General features: G+C 47.1%; 14 protein-coding genes and 2 CRISPR repeat arrays. All 14 genes read right to left on the bottom strand.

All coding sequences use genetic code 11. From position 1 onward, the window contains the following. Nucleotides 1-173: 173 nt before the first annotated feature. Nucleotides 174-2729 (bottom strand): type I restriction-modification system subunit M, encoded by a 2556-nt coding sequence (locus tag H8J70_RS04255; RefSeq protein ID WP_186502622.1) that lies wholly within the window; start codon nucleotides 2727-2729, stop codon nucleotides 174-176. Nucleotides 2730-4843: 2114 nt separating this feature from the next. Beyond that, a CRISPR array of direct repeats spans nucleotides 4844-5187; the repeat unit is 34 nt; unit sequence TTTCTAAACTGAATCCCCGTAAGGGGACGGAAAC. Nucleotides 5188-5600: 413 nt separating this feature from the next. Next, a CRISPR array of direct repeats spans nucleotides 5601-5942; the repeat unit is 34 nt. A gap of 1576 nt (nucleotides 5943-7518) precedes the next feature. After that, nucleotides 7519-8439, bottom strand: a complete 921-nt coding sequence (locus H8J70_RS04245) for a helix-turn-helix transcriptional regulator (protein WP_186502620.1) — start codon at nucleotides 8437-8439, stop codon at nucleotides 7519-7521. A gap of 263 nt (nucleotides 8440-8702) precedes the next feature. After that, nucleotides 8703-9125, bottom strand: coding sequence for a F0F1 ATP synthase subunit epsilon (locus tag H8J70_RS04240; RefSeq protein WP_186502619.1), 423 nt, complete (start codon nucleotides 9123-9125; stop codon nucleotides 8703-8705). A gap of 3 nt (nucleotides 9126-9128) precedes the next feature. Continuing rightward, nucleotides 9129-10547, bottom strand: coding sequence for a F0F1 ATP synthase subunit beta (gene atpD / locus H8J70_RS04235; RefSeq protein WP_186502618.1), 1419 nt, complete (start codon nucleotides 10545-10547; stop codon nucleotides 9129-9131). 37 nt (nucleotides 10548-10584) lie between these two features. Beyond that, nucleotides 10585-11442: an ATP synthase F1 subunit gamma gene (gene atpG / locus H8J70_RS04230; protein WP_186502617.1), complete on the bottom strand. Its 858-nt coding sequence runs from the start codon at nucleotides 11440-11442 to the stop codon at nucleotides 10585-10587. 3 nt (nucleotides 11443-11445) lie between these two features. Further along, nucleotides 11446-12981, bottom strand: a complete 1536-nt coding sequence (atpA, locus tag H8J70_RS04225; RefSeq protein ID WP_186502616.1) for a F0F1 ATP synthase subunit alpha — start codon at nucleotides 12979-12981, stop codon at nucleotides 11446-11448. Further along, nucleotides 12978-13547, bottom strand: coding sequence for a F0F1 ATP synthase subunit delta (locus H8J70_RS04220; protein WP_186502615.1), 570 nt, complete (start codon nucleotides 13545-13547; stop codon nucleotides 12978-12980). Before H8J70_RS04220 ends, atpA begins: the two co-directional genes overlap by 4 nt. Beyond that, entirely contained in the window at nucleotides 13544-14047 is a 504-nt protein-coding gene (gene atpF, locus H8J70_RS04215) for a F0F1 ATP synthase subunit B (RefSeq protein WP_186502614.1), read from the bottom strand. The genes H8J70_RS04220 and atpF overlap by 4 nt, the downstream gene beginning before the upstream one ends. Before the next feature lie 43 nt (nucleotides 14048-14090). After that, the gene (gene atpE, locus H8J70_RS04210; RefSeq protein ID WP_186502613.1) at nucleotides 14091-14339 is read right to left on the bottom strand and encodes a F0F1 ATP synthase subunit C; all 249 of its coding nucleotides are present in this window, start codon (nucleotides 14337-14339) and stop codon (nucleotides 14091-14093) included. 39 nt (nucleotides 14340-14378) lie between these two features. Then, complete coding sequence (atpB, locus tag H8J70_RS04205) at nucleotides 14379-15050, bottom strand: F0F1 ATP synthase subunit A (protein ID WP_186502612.1); 672 nt, start codon at nucleotides 15048-15050, stop codon at nucleotides 14379-14381. 18 nt (nucleotides 15051-15068) lie between these two features. Further along, nucleotides 15069-15449 (bottom strand): ATP synthase subunit I, encoded by a 381-nt coding sequence (locus H8J70_RS04200; protein WP_186502611.1) that lies wholly within the window; start codon nucleotides 15447-15449, stop codon nucleotides 15069-15071. Between the two features lie 20 nt (nucleotides 15450-15469). Beyond that, on the bottom strand, nucleotides 15470-15721 hold the full coding sequence (locus tag H8J70_RS04195) for an AtpZ/AtpI family protein (protein ID WP_186502610.1): 252 nt from the start codon (nucleotides 15719-15721) through the stop codon (nucleotides 15470-15472). 247 nt (nucleotides 15722-15968) lie between these two features. Then, nucleotides 15969-17117: a non-hydrolyzing UDP-N-acetylglucosamine 2-epimerase gene (gene wecB / locus H8J70_RS04190; protein ID WP_186502609.1), complete on the bottom strand. Its 1149-nt coding sequence runs from the start codon at nucleotides 17115-17117 to the stop codon at nucleotides 15969-15971. A 32-nt stretch (nucleotides 17118-17149) separates the two neighbouring features. Further along, entirely contained in the window at nucleotides 17150-18184 is a 1035-nt protein-coding gene (locus tag H8J70_RS04185; RefSeq protein ID WP_186502608.1) for an MraY family glycosyltransferase, read from the bottom strand. Nucleotides 18185-18212: the final 28 nt, after the last annotated feature.

Below are 18212 nucleotides of genomic sequence, written 5' to 3'. Positions count from 1 at the left end.
ATCTTCTTGTAAAACTACTCCCTCGGTTTTTGAGGAAGTCAAGACAGGAAACTTGCAATTGGCATCTACTTTTTCTTGGTATTCTACAATTAGTTCCCCCAACTTACGCTGTTCCCAAGCATCCTCAAAACCCTTGAAGCGAATAGCCGGTATCTTCTTTTCTTCCTGCATGATTATTCACCTCCAAGCAGTTTTTTTAATTCTGCGATGCCTTTCATATCAAATTCGTTGCCTGTCAGGTCGTCCAGCATACCTTTCAGTTCGTTTTCCGTGTCACGAATCTGGTCTTCCAAGGCCGAGAAGGTAATTTCATATTTCTGGCAGAGGCTTTCCATCTGTTTGACGAAGTTATGCAACAATTCGGTTTGCATCTGTTGCAAGTCCTGAATGAGGGAATCTATCCATTTTTGTTTGATGAGCTGCATGGCTTCGTCGTCGGATAACGATTCAATCGTTTCCTTCGTCAGCGCGTGCAATTGCTGTTCTTCGTCTTTGATATCCCGTTTCAAGGATTTTTCTTCGCTGTTCAATATCTTGACCTGTTTTAAAATATCTAGTGTTTCGGGCACGACTGCTTTGGCTTTCAATGTTTTATCGACCTCGGAAAAAACAAAGGCCGTCTTTTCTTGGTTGACGAAATTCTTTTCTTTGGCATCTTCGTCCAGTTCATCAAACAAGGCTTCTATTTCCGAGGAAATTTCATTCAGGCAGTTATTCTTTTCCTGCAGTGCTTGTACCGCATGGGGAAGAATGGCTTCCTGCACGAGGGTAAAGGGCAAGATATGGCCTATCCAGCCGTCCTGTATTTCTACATCTTTTCCCCTTTGCTTCTTGAGTACATAATGGGGATCGACTTTTTTCAAGGCGCCGACGCCTTCGGTTTGGATGATTTCCAGGTCGTTGGCAATCTGATTCCAGTCATCATGCAAATATTGGTAGGCACTGTATTGGTCGATAATGGGCGTGCCCTGGAGCTGCTGGAATAAGGCCGTGCTCAGGATATCCTCTTCTTGGGCGATAGGCAGGGTTCCCATTTTACCCAGCAGTTCAGATGTGAGGAAGGTTTCATACGCGTCAAGCTGTTGACGATAATGTTTTTGATAAGCCATGACATCAGCATTTTGGAATACGGCCTGCTGTAAATCCGGTACGGCCTGGCTATAGTAGACGCCATTTTCCGTGGCAAAGAGGGCGTCTTTCAGTGTCGGGAAAGCTTGCCAGTATGCCTGATACTCATGGAGCTCTTTTTCGGGGATACCGCCGAACATGGATGCGTAGATGTCCCAGCTTTCAGCCTTTTCCGCCGTATCGACGTAGCGGGGAATATTGAGGTTATAGTCATTATCACGGATTTCATCGCGGCTGACGACTTTGGAGAAACGATCTACTGTCTGCCGTGCTACGACGACGTCGACGATTTTTTTGATATCGCAGGCACGCAGCGTATTGTTCTTGCCTTCCTTGGCAAAGCCCTTGGAGGCGTCGATGATGAGCACATCCGTATTATCCCGCTTTTGTTTTAGGATCATGATAATTGTCGGGATGCCTGTGCCAAAGAAAATATTGGCAGGAAGGCCGATAATCGTATCGATATGGTTCTGTTCAATGAGGTTTTTACGAATGGTGCCTTCTTCACCGCCACGGAATAAGACGCCATGCGGCAGGACGATAGCCATGATGCCGTCGCTCTTCAGATGATACAGATCATGGAGTAAGAAGGCATAGTCGGCCTTGCTCTTTGGGGCTACGCCAAACCGGGCAAAACGGGGATCTGATTCCTTGTCAGTCGGATCCCAGACCTGGGAATAAGGCGGATTAGAAACGACGGCATCTACATATAACCGTTCATATGTATTTTCACGATCATGCTCTTCAAAATACGGCCAGTCGTCTTCCAGCGTATCACCATTACGGGTGACGATGTTATCCGGCAAAATCCCGCGCATAACCAGGTTCATTCGCGTCAGGTTGTACGTATTTTCCTTATACTCCTGCGCATAGTATTTAATGCGGTTTTCACCACCAATATATTTGGCAGCACAGCGCCCGATATTGATGAGGAGCGACCCGGAACCGCTCGTCGGGTCATATATTTCAATTTGTTTTCTATTTTGCAAGTGATTGGCGACGATTTCTGACATGAGCAGGGACACTTCGTGAGGTGTGTAGAATTCACCGGCCTTTTTACCGGCATTCGCCGCAAAGTTGCTGAGCAGGTATTCGTAAATAAAGCCCAGGACGTCGTAATCCTGTTTGCCATTCATGGGGATATCCTTAATCAAATCGATCAGGCCTCGAATGGCCTTTGTCTTGGCATCCGATGTTTCACCCAGCTTGGATAAGCCTGTTTGCAGTGTAGTAAAAATTCCCGAAAAGACTTTTTCATGCGCAGGATTGATCAAGCGATCGAAGGCAGATAAGGCATCGGTGACATCACCAGCAGAAAAATCGGCGCCTTTTTGAATCCACGTCGAAAAGAGATTATCGTAGCTGATGAAATAGCCGATATTTTGCTGTACGCTTTTTACCGTTTCGTCGTCTTCTTCTGTCAATTCCGGTAAGTATTCGTCGGTCCAGTCGGTGTCTTTCAAGTAGCGCACTTCGTTATCTGAAAGGAATTTATAAAAAATAAAGCCCAGGATATAATCCTTATATTCATTCGCTTCAATCTTCGAGCGCATACGGTTCGCTGATTCCCAAATTTTTGCCGCTAATGCTTGTTTGTTCATGTCAATTTCCTCACCATTCTATTAGTATATTTATCAGTGCTTTTCGCGCTTATACTGTATCTAAGCGTACGTATTAGTTTAAGTTTATCATAAAGCTATGAGGCCTTCAATTTATTATTTCATTAAAATAGATATAAACCTCTATTCTTTCAAATTTATACAATCCCCTTTGTTTTGCTATCAAAATATTTCATACAACCTTTTCTTATCTCATTTCTTTCTCATAGACATATGATTGTCCTTTTACAGTCATAAAATTAAATTGCTAAACTCATTGTTCATAGGTCTGGGTGCTTCTTATTTTTTTACGCAGTAATTTTATGCCTATTCTGTTGTATGATCACATGGGTATACAGGCTGGCATGTTTTCCCTTCATACGGCCGCACGAACCATAATGGGACAGAAGAATACCCGAACCAGACATAATCGTCAGGTTCGGGTATTTGTCACCAATGATATGAAATTTTCGAGCAAAACTGACCCATTTTTACGACCTGATTTGACCCACCTCAGCCAAACAGTGATACGCCGGAACTTGTTGGCTATTTCTTTGTTCCAATCCACACATCCGCGAAGGATGTGACATCGGCTGGCTCTATCAGTACTACAACAGTGAAAAATTTCAATCCACACATCCATGAAGAATGTGACGTTATCCTTGAACTTGATACCGGCTACTTCATCATTTCAATCCACACATCCACGAAGGATGTGACTACGTCGCTGCTGCTCTGCTTGAGCGTGCAAATCTGATTTCAATCCACACATCCACGAAGGATGTGACGGCCTCAAAAAGAATACACATATTTGCTCAGCTCGCAGCCTATGTAGCACGAACCGGTTTTTACCGAACTTATTTTTGTCCTCATCCTTGAGGCTTACCATGCTAAAAGCCTTGTTTCAGAGGCAACGTAATGGGTCTGTGCATTTTATGTTTGATTGCAATTGCCAGGAATCTGTTTAAGTCGATTTTGATTGATTACGCCTCCTTACTCATTTTCGTACATACGCATCGTTTATCACACGTTTGTTTCCTTTATTATAGCATATTGTAAATAGAAAAGTGAATACTTAAGCCATACTAATCTGACATAGCCTAACGAATAATTCGTCCCGCGTTTGCTTTTCAGGCATCTAAGCTATATGTTGCTAAAACCAGGCCACTTGCTGGCCTAATATTCAGTGTTAATTTTTATGAAAAACGGATTTTTTACGTTCTGAATTGACCCGCTTTTTCGAGTAAAATTGACCCACCTAAAGCGGGCCAATGAAAACACCGCTGGTCCCAATCCCAGGCTCTATATAATAGGTAATATAAATGTCTTGCGGATCTCCTAGCTTTCCGTTATACTAATTACAGATAGAGCCAAATCTGCGCCGGCCTGCATGGTGGCTGGCTTGACGGGCATTTTCTTTAAAAAATAAAGTCCTGTCATGACAGAATTTTCAATCAGCGCCGATTTTGGTCGTTTCAGCCGCATGAGAATGCGGGTTGGCAGGGACAGGTTTCTACAATTTATCCCCGTAAGGGAACGGAAATAAAAATTCCTGTACTCTTTCAGTAGTTTCATCAATTCACTGTTCAGTTTCTACAATTTAGCCCCGTAAGGGGACGGAAACTAATACGTTCCCGTCGTCGGTTCAGGTAAGTTTTCAACCTGTTTCTACAATTTATCCCCGTAAGGGGACGGAAATGAAAGTCCCGAGCTGGATTGATTGTCCGGTTCGGGGCTTTTGTCGGTGTTTGTTGTTGATTGTCATGTAAAACTGGGCTACTTGCTGGCCTAATATTCAGTGTTAATTTTTATGAAAAACGTTTTTTACGTTCTGAATTGACCCGCTTTTTCGAGTAAAACTGACCCACCTAAAGCGGGCCAATGAAAACATCACTGGTCCTAATCCCAGGCAATATAATAGGTTATATATACATCTTGCAGATTCTCTAGCTTTCCGTTATACTAAGTACAAATAGAGCCAATTCTGCGCCGGCCCGCATGGTGGCTGGCTTGATAGGCATTTTCTTTAAAAAATAAAATCCTGTCATGACAGTTTTTTCAATCAGCGCCGATTTTGGTCGTTTCAGCCGCATGAGAATGCGGGTTCTGGGAGATAGGTTTCTAAACTGAATCCCCGTAAGGGGACGGAAACCGCCGTCTACGTCAATTACAAACGGTTCGCCAAACTTTTTTTCTAAACTGAATCCCCGTAAGGGGACGGAAACACTTTTTTCCCTGTGCTTGTTGTTACTTGTGTCATTCTAATCACTGTTTCTAAACTGAATCCCCGTAAGGGGACGGAAACGCTTCCAGAATATCGTCACACGAACGATATTTGTAGTTGCCGAATTGTTTCTAAACTGAATCCCCGTAAGGGGACGGAAACATACTGAAATTCTGAAACTGATTTTCAAAAACTACGTCGTGTTTCTACAATTTATCCCCGTAAGGGGACGGAAATGAAAGCCCCGAGCTGGATTGATCGTCCGGTTCGGGGCTTTTGTCGGTGTGTTGATTGTCATGTAAAACTGGGCCACTTACTGGCCCAAAATTCAGTGTTAATTTTTATGAAAAACGGATTTTTTACGTTCTGAATTGACCCGCTTTTTCGAGTAAAACTGACCCACATAAACCGGCAGCATTATACGAGCCAATGAAAAACCACTCGTCCTAATCCCTGGCTATATATGACTTGAAGATTCTCTAGCTTTCCGTTATACTAAGTACAGATAGAGCCAAATCTGCGCCGGCCCGCATGGTGACTGGCTTGATGGGCATTTTCTTTAAAAAATAAAGTCCTGTCATGACAGATTTTTCAATCAGCGCCGATTTTGGTCGTTTCAGCCGCATGGGAATGCGGGTTCTGGGAGATAGGTTTCTAAACATTATCCCCGTAAGGGGACGGAAACCGGCCCCGTGAAGTATCTTTTGATGACATCATCTACACAGATTTCTAAACATTATCCCCGTAAGGGGACGGAAACCTGTAATTGTACAGGTGCCGGATGGCTTCTTCCTGTGTAAGTTTCTAAACATTATCCCCGTAAGGGGACGGAAACACTCTTACTACATGAGCGTGCATGCTTCTGAAGTTATCAAGGTCGTTTCTAAACATTATCCCCGTAAGGGGACGGAAACATGTCTCCATTATAGATAAGGGAACAACCGCCCCAACTGTATTGTTTCTACAATTTATCCCCGTAAGGGGACGGAAACTGTACTCTTTCGCCCGCTTTTTCGGCGTCCTCTATTTCTTTCGTTTCTACAATTTATCCCCTTCATGCGTCCTTTTTGCGGCCGCATGAACCGCGATACCCACATTGGCTAACTAATTGAATTTTCTTCAATTAGTTAGTAGTACGGCCGCAATACCCACGTTGGCTAGCTAATTGAATTTCCTTCAATTAGCTAGTAATACGGCCGCAATACCCGCACAGGGGTATTGCGTATTGCGTATTGCGTATTGCGCCCCGTAAGGGGACGGAAACTTTTTAGCTTGGGCTACTGCCGATGCTACTAATGCCTGTACCCAGTTTCTAAACATTATCCCCGTAAGGGGACGGAAACTGTCTTTAGTGATTTTTTCGTTGTTTGCATTGAAGTGTAACAGTTTCTAAATCTTATCCCCGCGAGGGGACGGAAACACTTTCGTTTGTGTGTTAAGTACCGCTTTTTGTACTGTTTCCAGGTTTCTAAATCTTATCCCCGTAAGGGGACGGAAACGCTACGTTGGCTATGCACCATTTGAGGATGGGATTATTGACGTTTCTAAGCATCAGTTCCGTGATGGAACGGATTTTTTATTTGTATAGCAAAAAAGCCCTCAAACTCTTGTTGAGTTTGAGGGCTTTTTTGGTTTTCTTCTGGTGTCGTATTGTGTTGCGGTCTATTGGGTGTTTTTCAAGTAAAACTGACCTGATTTAGTTGGCAGTTTGGGCTGGAAAGTGGTGGTTTGCTAAAAATTTATGTAATCCCTCTATTGACCGCTTCGCGGCCACTTTCCCCTCTGGGAAAGCCATCGTCTCGTATATTTAAATATAACTGACCTGATTTAGTTGGCAGTAGAGCGGCGGGTTCTTGTTTGCTGTGTGGAGGGATATACAAATTTTGATATTTCTTTCTTGGGCCTCTCTCCCCCGAAAATCGGGTACTCTCTCCGCTTTGCGGGGAAAGCCATCGTTTCATGTATGTTAAAACGCATATTTTTTGGTATTAGTCCAGCTTTTGTGGTCTCTTTTTCTAGTCCATTTTATGCGGTCATCCTGGTCACACCTTGTAGTTTCACTGTTCACACGTTGTGGTCCGGTCCCTTGCAATAAAAAAATTTCTCCTTAGGATGAAAGTATCACCCATTCATTTCCAAGAAGGAGAAATCCGAACAAATTCAAGAATTACTTGCATTCAGCCAATCCGACGCCATGATCATTGAAATCCGTCTTGTTGACGCTCATTGCGCCTGCCCGTATGGTAACGAACAGGCGCTGATTTACAGATTCGTGAATACGATGAATTCTGTACCATGCTTTCCAACTGAAAACAAGAAATCGTATTTACACGGTCTAACTAAAAAAGACACGTATGCTTTTAATCCAAAAGGCTTTGACAATAAATGACAAGGCCTTTTGACCACAAACTGGGTCTAGGTCAACCACAAAATTGTAAACAGCGTGACCACAGGGAAAGGCCACAAAGTTTGGACTAGGCCCAAATCTTTCTTTGCACACAAAAAGGCGCACGTCACTATGCGTGCGCCTTTTTGTGTGCAAGTAGAGGGATAGACCTGTTTTGGTGTTTATTCTTCGTATTGTGCCTGCATTTTCTTGATTTCTTCCTTCATTTCTTCGACAAATTCCGGCGGTTCCAGGGCGGTTACGCGGCTGCCCTGGGAAAGGAGAAACATGTTGATGCCGATGCCGTAGGTTTCGGCTTCGATGATCTTTGTGTCGCCTTTTTTCTCGATGATTTTGGCCGTCGGGATTTTGTCCAGGATGGCCTGAACGGAGCTGCCTGTGTAAGAGAATTTGATTTTTCTGTATTTGCCGGAGAACATGAACTGGATTTTTTCGCGCAGTTCGCCTTCGTCAAAGTCGTGTTCCTTATCGAGGACGAAGTGTTTCCTGTGTTCTACGATGCCGGCAATGCGGTCGACGCGGTAGTACAGGGGCACCCAGTCCAGGGTGTCGCAGCGATAGGCAATGAGGTAAAAATAATAGTCCGAAAAGGTGATGGCTACAGGCATGATGCGCCGTTCTACCAGGTCACGCGAGGCCTTATAGTACGTGAGGGTTATTTCGATCCGTTCGTAAATGCAGCGCGTCAGGGTCCAAATGTGGTCAATGACGCTCTTGCAGTCGCTGTTGACTTCGTTGTAGTGGTACATTTCCTTGGCAATGATCTGGTCGAGCATGGTTCTGTCGTGGCGGGATGTGAAGTTTTTCAGTTTATCCACAATGTCCAAGAGTTCCATTTTGCTAAAGGCCCGGCAGCCGATCATCATTTTGATGACGGCAATGAGTTCCTTGCTCAGGAGGAAATTTTCAAATTCCAGATAATACGATTTCGAGCTCGCAGCGTATTTCAATTCCGTATTGTCTACGAGATCGCGATGGTCGTATAAGAATGTTTTAATTTCCCCAATGTCGCGGGAAATACTTTTTGATGATACGCCGTATTCATCGGCCAATTTTTTTACTGATACATTTTCGCCCTTCATGACACGGAAAAAATTTCCAGCATGCGGCTCTTCTTCGTGCCTGTGCTCCCCATAAGCTTCAAGCTCCTTCCGTTATTCTCTGCATCTATTGTATCATATACAACAGACACAGGACTGTCCCACTAAAATTATTAGCTATATTTTTTAGAAATATTTTATTCAGCCCATCTAATGGGAAGCCTTGCGGACAAATAGCTTTTGGGCATGCAAAAAAGCTGTGGGAACATGAGTGTCTCATGTCTCCACAGCTTTTTCTTTATGTGTTAGTTTCCACCGTGGTAATTTGCCACGTCTAAACGGCTCAATGCTCTTTTAAGAGCCGCTTCTGCCCGTACCTCATCGATACCAGCCTGATGTTCCTGCAAGCGTTTTTCTGCACGTTTGCGGGCTCGTTCGGCCCGTTCTACGTCGATATCCTCCGGCTTTTCTGCAGCCGGCGTGATGACCGTGACGACGTTGTTGTTGACTTCCATGAAGCCTTGCGCAACGCTGACACAGTGCCGCTTGCCATCTATTTCATAATAGAGCGGCCAAATACGCAGGGAGGCGATGAGCGGTGCATGGCTGGGCATGACGCCCAGATCGCCATCGAGGGCACGAACGAGGACAAAATCCACATCTTCGCTCAATACAGATGCATCGGGCGTGATGATTTCCAGGTGGAGTTTTTTGCCTGTTTCTGCCATGCCTTATTCCCCTTTCAGAGTCTTGGCTTTTTCGAAGGCTTCATCAATGTTCCCTACCATGTAGAAGGCCTGTTCCGGCATGTCATCGCATTTCCCGGAGAGGATTTCCTTAAAGCCGGCAATGGTGTCCTTCAAGGGCACATAGCGGCCCGGCTGGCCTGTAAACTGTTCAGCAACAGCAAAAGGCTGGCTCAGGAAACGCTGGATCTTACGGGCCCGGGCGACTGTCAGCTTATCTTCTTCAGACAGTTCGTCGATACCGAGGATGGCGATGATATCCTGAAGGTCGTTATACTTCTGCAGGATTTCCTGTACTTCACGGGCTGTCTTGTAGTGATCTTCGCCGATGATGTGCGGGTCGAGGATACGGGACGTGGAATCGAGCGGATCCACGGCAGGATAAATCCCCAATTCGGCGATTTCACGGGACAGTACGGTCGTTGCATCCAAATGGGCAAAGGTAGCAGCCGGAGCCGGGTCCGTCAAGTCATCGGCAGGTACGTATACGGCCTGTACAGATGTAATAGAGCCGTCCTTTGTCGAGGTAATACGTTCCTGCAGGGCGCCAACGTCTGTTGCCAGTGTCGGCTGATAGCCAACGGCGGACGGAATACGGCCCAGCAGAGCCGATACTTCAGAACCAGCCTGGATGAAACGGAAAATGTTATCGATAAAGAGCAGTACGTCTTTGTGTTCTTTATCACGGAAATATTCAGCCATGGTGAGGCCTGTCAGGCCGACACGCATACGGGCTCCAGGCGGTTCGTTCATCTGGCCATAGACGAGGGCCGTCTTGTTGATAACGCCCGATTCCTTCATTTCATTCCAAAGGTCATTGCCTTCACGTGTACGTTCACCAACGCCTGTGAATACGGAGTAACCACCGTGTTCTGTTGCGACGTTATGGATCAGTTCCATGATCAAAACGGTCTTGCCTACACCGGCACCACCGAAGAGGCCAACCTTGCCGCCCTTGGAGTACGGTGCAATGAGGTCAACGACTTTGATGCCTGTTTCCAGGATTTCCGTACCTGTAGCCTGGTCTTCAAACTTTGGTACAGGACGGTGGATCGGCCAATAGTCATCAGCCTTTACTTCTTCATCTACTTTATCTACGGTCTGGCCAAGAACGTTAAAGATACGTCCCAGTACGCCAGGGCCAACGGGGACCTTGATCGGGCTGCCCGTATTTTCTGCAGCCATGCCGCGGACGAGACCGTCCGTAGAGCTCATGGCTACGCAACGGACGACATCGTCGCCCAAATGCTGCATTACTTCTGCTACCAGATCAATCGCCTGGTCTCCTTCGCCGCCTGTTACATGGATAGCCGTATAGATAGCTGGCAAATCTTCTTCTGTAGAAAAGCGGACGTCGATAACCGGGCCGATAACCTGGATTACTTTCCCAAATTTATTGCTCATGAAGAGGCTCTCCTCCTTATTTAGATTTCACACTCTGCTATTGCAGCGCATTGGCGCCACTGACGATTTCTGTCAGTTCGTTCGTAATGCCGGCCTGACGTACCTTGTTGTAATGGACAGTCAGTTTTTCGATGAGGTCGCTGGCATTATCTGTAGCCGAGGTCATAGCAGTCATACGCGCGCCCAGTTCGCTGGCAGCGGACTGAAGCAGGCCGTTGTAGATAGACATATCGATGTACTGGGGCAACAAGGTCGATAAAACCTGCTGCGCATCAGGAGCAAACAGATATTCTTCGGACGGCCCGTCTCCGGCTACGCTTTCCGGAGCGATGGGCAAAAGCCGTGTACGCGTTACTTCCTGCGAAAGGGCCGATTTGAACTTCGTGTAAATGAGATACACTTCATCGACGGTCCCGTCGAGGAATTTATTCGTCGCTTCCCGTGCCAAAGCCTGGGCATGCGTGAATTCAGGCTTATCAGAAAAGCCCGTCCGCTTGTATTCCGGCGTAATCCGCAAATGCTTCAGGTATTCGACAGGCTTGCGACCCGTCACAATAAGGTAGGACACGGCCCGGGGTTTATCCCGCAGCACTTCGACCATTGCCTTGTTGATATTGGAACTAAAGGCACCAGCCAGCCCTTTATCGGCACCGATGATGATATAGCACGTCCGTTTCACTTCCCTCGTCTGGAACAAGGGATTGTTTTCACCGGGCGTTGCCGCAGCCAGACGCTGCAGCATCCCTTCGAGCTGTTCAGTATAGGGGGCTGTTGCCAAAGCGCGATCCTGTGCACGGCGCAGACGTACGGAAGAAACCATCTTCATGGCCTTGGTGATCTGCTGTGTGTTCGTAACGGATTTAATCCGTCGGTTTATTTCGCGTGCACTCGGCATAGCTTATTCCTCCTCTTTGACTAATTGATGATTTGCACCAAACTGTTTAGTGAATTCAGCAATAGCTTTCTTGAGGGTTTCTTCTGTATCTGCGCCGAGTTCTTTCTTTTCTTTAATGTCCGCGCCGACTTCCGGATAGTTAGCGTGCATGAATTTCAGCAGCTGGTCTTCAAATTCCGTAACATCTTCTACCTGAATCGGCATGAGATAGCCTTTAACGGCTGCGTAAATCTGAATAACCTGGTCTTCTACCGCCATTGGCTGGTACTGCGGCTGAATCAGCATCTGCATGGTCCGTTCACCGGCATCGATCTGGGCCTTCGTGTTTTTATCGAGGTCCGAACCGAACTGGGCAAAGGCTGCCAGTTCACGATACTGAGCCAGGCTCAGACGGAGTGTACCGGCAATCTTCTTCATAGCCTTGATCTGGGCAGAACCACCAACACGGGATACGGAAAGGCCGACGTTGATAGCCGGGCGTACGCCGGAGTTGAAGAGTTCTGTTTCCAGGAAGATCTGGCCGTCCGTAATGGAAATAACGTTGGTCGGAATGTATGCCGAAAGGTCACCAGCCAGTGTTTCGATAATCGGCAGGGCCGTAATGGAGCCGCCGCCGAGTTCGTCGGACAACTTCGCTGCCCGTTCGAGCAGACGGGAGTGTAAGTAGAAAACATCGCCCGGATAGGCTTCACGTCCTGGCGGACGACGCAGTAACAGGGACATGGCACGGTACGCCTGGGCATGTTTGGACAAATCATCATATACACAGAGGCAGTCTTTGCCTTTATGCATGAAGTATTCAGCCATAGCGACGCCGGAATACGGAGCCAGGTACTGGAGCGGCGAGCCGTCAGAAGCCGTAGCGGCTACGACGATGGTATACGCCATAGCACCATTTTCTTCCAGTGTCCGTACGACACGGGCAATGGTCGATGCTTTCTGGCCGATAGCGACATATACGCAAATAACACCGCTATCCTTCTGGTTAATAATCGTATCGATGGCAATAGCCGTCTTACCGGTACCACGGTCACCGATGATCAATTCACGCTGGCCACGGCCGATTGGGACCATGGAGTCAATCGCCTTGAGGCCTGTCTGCAGCGGTACTTTAACCGGCTGGCGGTCAGCAATACCGTGGGCAATGACTTCAACGCGGTTATACTGGGCGGCAGAAATAGTTCCTTTGCCGTCAATAGGTTCCCCTAATGGGTTTACGACACGGCCGATGAGAGATTCACCGACAGGTACGCTCATAACCTTACCAGAACGACGTACGGTGTCGCCTTCTTTGATGGATTCGACATCACCGAAAAGTACGGCGCCAACGTTATCTTCTTCCAGGTTCATGGCGAGGCCGTATACATCATTAGGTAATTCCAGGAGTTCCCCGGACATTACCTTATCCAAACCGTATATATGCGCTATGCCGTCCCCGACTTCCAGGACGGTGCCTACGTCGTCGACGTTCATTTCGACATTGTAGTCTTCGATTTGTTTTTTAATTATGGCCGTAATTTCTTCTGGCTTCATTTTCATTGTTCGTCCGTCACCTCATTCATTACGTCAGACTGTAACAGCGCATGCTGCATATCCTGCAGCTGCCGGCGCAGACTGCCGTCTATTAGTCGGTCGCCAATCTGGACTACCATGCCGCCGAGAATATGCGGATCGATGGTATAGACCGGGTCGATATGCTTGCCCGTCATCTTTTCCAGGGACGCAACCAGTTGTTTTTCTTCTTCTGCTGACAAAGGCTTGACGAGACGGATCTTGGCAACTTCGATATTCTGAGCTGCACGGGACAAATCGATAAACCCGTCAATAGCCGCGACGATCGCTGCATCTCTGCGCCGGTCGATCATGACGTAGAGGAACTGCATAATGAGCGGCGATACGTCATCAGCAAAAATTTGTTTTAACGTGTCTTTCTTCGCTTCCGGTGTAATGAGCGGATGTTCCACGAATTTTAATAAATCCGGATTCATCTGCAGCGTATCCCGGATGCTGCGCAGCTGCTGGCCAAATTCGTTTATCTTGTCTTGCTCTTTTGCTATGTCGAACATAGCCTGGCTGTATTTGCTGTAAACGATTTCAGGAATCATCCCTGTTTACCTGCTGCGGCTTGCTTATCAAAGCTCTTCAGACATTCGGCCACCAGTTTCTGGTTCATATCCGTATCCATGTTCTTTTGGAGCAGTTTTTCTGCCACAGCCATAGACAGCGTTACTACTTCATTTCTCATTTCACGAATAGCCGCTTCTCGTTCGTTTACGATTTCAGCCTGGGCAATTTCTTTTTCCCGTGCGATCTGTGCGCGGATAGCGTCGAGCTGTGCCTGTGCTTCTTTATCAGCCTGTTTTACCGCTTTATCAACGATAGCCTGTGCTTCCGTGTGGGCCTTCTGCAGTTGTGCTTCATAGTCTGCTTTCAGCTTTTCTGCTGTAGCACGGGCTTCTTCAGCGCTGCTGATATCCGTGGCAATTTTATTTCTGCGGTCTTCCAATACTTTGAGAATCGGTTTGTACGCAAACTTTGCCAGAATAGCAACGAGGATGAAGAAGTTGACAAATTGGAAAAGCAGTGTTCCATTAAGATCGATCAATGCATTTCCCTCCTTTTACCCTGCATGTGTATGCACTTGGCGATTATTTGAAAGGATTAGCAAATACCAATACGATCGAAATAACGGCAGCGATGATAGGCATGGATTCAATCAAGCCTACGGAAATCAGGAAGTTAACGAGGAGCTTGCCGCCCATTTCCGGCTGACGGGCAAGACCTTCCAACATTTTCGATGCGGCATGGCCGTCACCGATAGCAGCGCCCATAGCTGCCAAACCGATACCAATTGCTGCGCCCATTACGGATAATGCTAATACAAATTCTGTTCCCATAATTTAAAATCCTCCTTGATTGTGCGTGATTTTGAATTTCTACTCTTCTCCCATAGAATCTTTCAGGTATGAAGTTGTCAGAATGGTGAAGATAAAGGCCTGGATCAAGCCAATGAAAAGACTAAATGCAATCCAAATCATCGGTACACCGGCCGGTACGAGATCGTACAGTACTTCCAGCAGAATTTCACCGGCCAGAATGTTGCCAAATAGACGGAAAGCCAAGGTCAACGGCTTGGTGAACTCTTCCAGGATGTTCATGATGAGGAACGGTGCAAAAGGTTCCATATAGTGCTTTAAATGCTTCTTAAGCCCCATGTTTTTCAGGGCAATGTAGTGGACCATAAAGGTCGATACCAAGGCTAGTGCCAATGTCGTATTCAGATCATTGGTAGGCGAAGCCAAAATATGCGGACTCGGCAAAAGCCCTAATTCATTACCCACCAGGATGAAGAGAAACATGGTCAAGAGAACGGAGACAACCTGCCCCCACTTTGGCCCTAATGTTTCCTGAAATTGCTTCAACAAGGCTTCAATGATCATTTCCATCACATTTTGGATGCCTGAAGGGACCAGGGAATGGCCTCTGGTCGCAGCAACTGTAAGAATAATAACTATAGCTGCCGTAAGCCAGGTCATGTACAGCGTATCCATATTGACGTTCATACCTAATAACTGAACGACCAAATGGTGACCCGTATGCAACTCCATGATAAGCGCCTCCTTTCCTTATTTATTTTTTCCGTGTGACAAAGCGGTATAAATAGCCTGTGCGTAAATGAGAATCCGATACGTCAAAATGCCTGCCAGAGCTGCCCAGTAATTAATAGCCGGGAACTGCAGAATGACAATAAACATTAAGACGATCATCAAGATGCGCAAAGCCGAACCGCCCCGTATCACTGCCGCCGCCTTAGCAGGATCGAGCTTGAGTGCCTTGACTGAGCGGCTGCAAAGCATAATAAAATACAGAAGGTTCAGTCCGCAGCCAATGAGCCAGCCGCTGACGTACTGGCCTTTTCCCACGAGCACCAAACAAGCTGTGACGAAAAAGGCCAGGCCCGCCAGCTGCACCAGCGTGCGTTTTACATAACGTACAAAGTCTTCCATGGTTGTGCGTACCTTCCCTTTCAGGAGTGATGCCGGTGTGAATCTTCGTTCATATAGCGCAGGGCCTTCTTGTAAAGGCCCCAAAAGCCTGTAGCAGCGCCGAAAAATCCACCGATAATGAGGCCCCATGGCGTGGTTCCTGCATGCGAATCAATCCAGTAGCCACAAAAGATGCCGACACACATACTGACAAAAAGTGTCATACCCATGGAGCCTGCCGTAACAGCAATGTTCCATATATCCATATTATTGTGGTCTTTTCTTTTGTGCATACTGTTTTTCTCCCGGCTTCTCATTCGTATTTCTACCTTGCAGATATGAATGAATCAGAAGCTGCCAGGTGGTTATCCGTGGATTAACTTTACTTTTTTTCATGCTTGCTTTTCATTTATTCATATCACTGCTATTTTATCATGACGTTTTCGTAAAATCAATAAAGTTTAAGGAATCAGCAAATAAACGGAAAAATGTATATTTTTTATTTATTCCCTTAGCTTATATTATTGTGAAAGTCGTCACTTAAACGTTAAACTCATCAGGCTTTTCCGTTGCACCGGCAAAAGCGTATAAAATAGCCTGGACGATACGGCGCGAAGCCTGTCCGTCGCCGTAGGGATTGACGGCGTTGCTCATAGCAGCGTAAGCCCCTTCGTTCGTCAGGAGTTCCTTCGTTTCTTTATATACCTTATCGTAGTCCGTACCGATGAGGTGTACCGTGCCGGCATCTACGGCTTCCGGCCGTTCTGTCGTATCGCGCAGGACCAGAACGGGTTTGCCGAGCGACGGGGCTTCTTCCTGGATGCCGCCGGAATCGGTGAGGACGAGACAGCTATGATGCATAAGGTTGGCAAAGGGTTCGTATTCCATGGGGTCGATGAGGTGGATACGGTCGACGCCGGCCAGCTCTTCTTCGACTACCTTGCGTACGAGAGGATTGCGGTGAACCGGGAAGACGACTTCCGTGTCCTTGATTTCTTCTACAATCTGGCGCAACGCCTTGTAGATATGGCGCATGGGTTCGCCCAGGTTTTCCCGGCGGTGCGTCGTCAAAAGGATAATGCGGTGGTTCTTGAAATCCACATCTTCCAGTCCTTCCGCCGTAAAATCGTACTCGTCATTGACGGTCTTCATGAGGGCGTCAATGACGGTGTTGCCTGTGACATATATGTTGTCCGGGTTTACACCTTCGCGCAGGAGATTGCCCTGCGCCGTCAGCGTCGGTGAAAAATGGATGGACGAAATAGCGCCCGTCAGTTTACGGTTCATTTCTTCTGGGAAAGGAGAATAGATATTCCCGGTCCGCAGGCCTGCTTCTACGTGGCCTACAGGAATTTGCTGGTAATACGCAGCCAGCGCACCGGCAAAGGTCGTCGTCGTATCGCCGTGCACGAGGACGAGATCCGGTTTTTCCAGTTCCATAACCGTCTTGAGGCCTTGCAGCGCCCGCGTCGTAATATCGTAAAGCGTCTGGCTCTGGCTCATAATGTTCAAGTCATAGTCGGGGTGAATCTGGAAAAGCTCCAGAACCTGATCGAGCATCTGGCGATGCTGGGCCGTAACGGCCACTACGGTCTGGATCTGTTCCGGATGTTTTTTCAGTTCCAGTACTACCGGCGCCATCTTGATGGCCTCCGGTCTGGTTCCGAAAACAGTCATTACCTTTATCATACTAAATCCTCCTTAAATCGAACAAATTCTACTCATTGTTTATGAGTAGAATTTGTCGTTTTATGCAGTATTCCAATTCGTTTTGCTGAATAAATGATCACTGCCAAAACAATCGCTACGGTCAGGATGCCCGTTTTGTAGTTTACACTGGCCACGAAGAGCGCAACGAGGCCCAGGACAGCGCTGACGCAGTACATGATCAGTACAGCCTGTTTCTGGGTCAGGCCCAAGGCTAAAAGGCGGTGATGCAAATGACCTTTGTCCGGCGTAAAAATGGGCACACCGCTCATCTTGCGGCGGACAATGGCAAATAACGTATCTAAAATAGGCAGGCCCAGGGCGATGACCGGTACGACGAGGGCAATCGTCGCCGCCGTCTTGACCAGGCCCAGTACGGCCGTAACAGCCATGGTATAGCCCAAGAGCATACTGCCTGTGTCACCCATAAAGATCTTGGCAGGGTTGAAGTTGTACTGCAAGAAGCCCAGGGCGGCACCAGCCATCGAAATGATGATCATAGCCGGCAAGTACTGGTTCATGCTGACAGCCATTAAAAACATGGAAATAGACGCAATAAACGAAACACCTGCGGCCAGTCCATCAAGTCCGTCAATCAGGTTGACCGTATTGGTAAAGCCGATGATCCAGAAAATAGTCACTGGAATGGCTACGATTTCTGGCAGGACGATGAGCGTCCCAAAGGGATTGGTCAACCATTCGATCTGAATCCCAAAGGCCACGGGAATACAGGCAGAAACGATCTGCCCTACGAGTTTGACCTTCGCCGGAATATTGCAGATATCGTCCCAAATACCGATACAGACAATGGCCGAGCAACCCAAAAGCAGGCCCAGCATTTCGTGATTCAAGGGCATGGAATACAAGACGCCTGCCATGAAGCCAAAGTAAATCGCCAAGCCCCCCAGACGGGGAATGGTATGGGTATGGACCTTTCTGGGATCCGGTTTATCAATAGCGCCCACTTTAATAGCCAGCTTTTTTACGCTGGGAGTCAGGGCATAGGCCACGATCAAGGCTATAAAGAAGGGCACAAAGTATACAAGCACAACACACGCCTACTTTCCATTTATACTG

It is taken from the genome of Megasphaera hominis, from assembly GCF_014269395.1.
In the GTDB taxonomy this organism is placed as follows: Bacteria; Bacillota; Negativicutes; order Veillonellales; family Megasphaeraceae; genus Megasphaera; species Megasphaera hominis.
This window is presented reverse-complemented; position numbering and strand designations above follow the sequence as displayed.